Below are 1568 nucleotides of genomic sequence, written 5' to 3' on the forward strand. Positions count from 1 at the left end.
TGAAGTTTATGGCAATACAGAAGGCTGGGTAAAAGAGCACTTTAACTTTTCTCCTAGTACGCCTTATGCCGTTTCAAGAGCTGCTTGTGATTTGCACTTAATGAGCTTTTTCAATGCTTACGACTTCCCGGTTGTGTTTACACGAACTGCAAATGTTTACGGACCGGGCCAGCAACTCTATCGAATTCTCCCAAGGGCTTTGTTATTTGCCAAAACAGGGCAGCGTATGCAGCTTCATGGCGGGGGGCATTCGGTTAGATCGTTTATACATATAAAAGATGCCTCTGACGCTACCTTGCGTATTCTTCTTAATGGAGACCCAGGCTCGACCTACCACATATCAACTCGTGAAACAGTTTCCATACGGGAGCTTGTTGAACGTGTCGGTGATGTGACAAAAGTTTCTTTTGAAGACTTTGTTGATGTTACAGAAGACCGTTTAGGAAAAGATCAGGCATATTTACTTGATAGTACTAAAGTTCGTAAGCAATTTTCTTGGGCCGATAAAATTACTTTGGACGATGGCATTAACGAAACATTGCAATGGGTCGAACAGAACTTAGAAGTCTTGCTGACGCTTCCTCACAACTACCAACATAAAGCGTAAATAATGAATATACTAATTACTGGCGGCTGCGGCTATATCGGCAGCGTTCTTACACCCCAACTTCTTAGCGATGGACATCATGTAACCGTCGTCGATACCCAGTGGTTTGGTAATTTTTTAGAGCCTCATGAGCGACTTACAGTAGTAAAAGAAGATATTCGGAATATAGACGCTATTCCGCTTGAAGGTATCGAAACGATTGTCCATCTTGCTAATATTGCAAATGACCCAGGGGTTGAATTAAATCCTACTCTATCCTGGGAGGTTAATGTTCTTGGCGCGCAGCTGCTTGCAGATAGGGCGGTTAGAGCTGGTGTAAAACATATGCTCTATGGTAGTTCTGGCAGTGTATATGGCATTAAAGATGAGCCTCAGGTCACCGAAGATTTACCTCTTGTTCCCATCACTGTATATAACAAAACCAAAATGGTAGCAGAGCGAATTATGCTTAGTTATAGCGATAAGATGCAGGTGCATAATATAAGGCCTGCTACTGTGTGTGGCTGGTCTCCACGTATGCGCTTAGATGTAAGTGTAAATATGTTAACACTACAAGCTGTTAAAAATGGCAAGATAACTGTTTTTGGTGGCAAGCAAACTCGTCCGAATATTCATATTCAAGACATGGCAGGCGTTTACCGGCACTTTATTGCCCATCCTCATTTACCTAGCGGTAACTACAATGCTGGCTTTGAAAATATTTCTATTCTTGATATTGCAACAAGAGTCAAAGATAAAATCTCTTCCGAAATCATTGTTACTGAATCAAATGACCCTCGCTCATATCGTCAAAACTCAGAGAAACTGCTAGCAACGGGTTTTTCTCCCAAGTTTAAAATCGATGATGCCATACGCGAAGTGGAAGAAAAGTACATATCTGGCGAGCTAAAAGATAATGACAATTGCTACACTGTAAAATGGATGAAACATCTGGGGTTGGTGGGTTAAGTGTTAGCTATTG

General features: G+C 41.7%; 2 protein-coding genes. Both read left to right on the forward strand.

The genetic code is table 11. The features are described 5' to 3' along the window. On the forward strand, positions 1 to 607 hold a 607-nt coding region (locus A3757_RS16585; RefSeq protein WP_156506371.1), incomplete at its 5' end, for a GDP-mannose 4,6-dehydratase. Between the two features lie 3 nt (positions 608 to 610). Continuing rightward, positions 611 to 1555, forward strand: a complete 945-nt coding sequence (locus A3757_RS16590) for an NAD(P)-dependent oxidoreductase (RefSeq protein ID WP_068739954.1) — start codon at positions 611 to 613, stop codon at positions 1553 to 1555. The last annotated feature ends 13 nt before the right edge of the window (positions 1556 to 1568 follow it).

The organism is Oleiphilus sp. HI0117 (genome assembly GCF_001635235.1).

Bases quoted from the DNA above. Each gene is read 5' to 3' on its own strand.
- A3757_RS16590 (WP_068739954.1), top strand. From the start codon at position 611: ATGAATATACTAATTACTGGCGGCTGCGGCTATATCGGCAGCGTTCTT.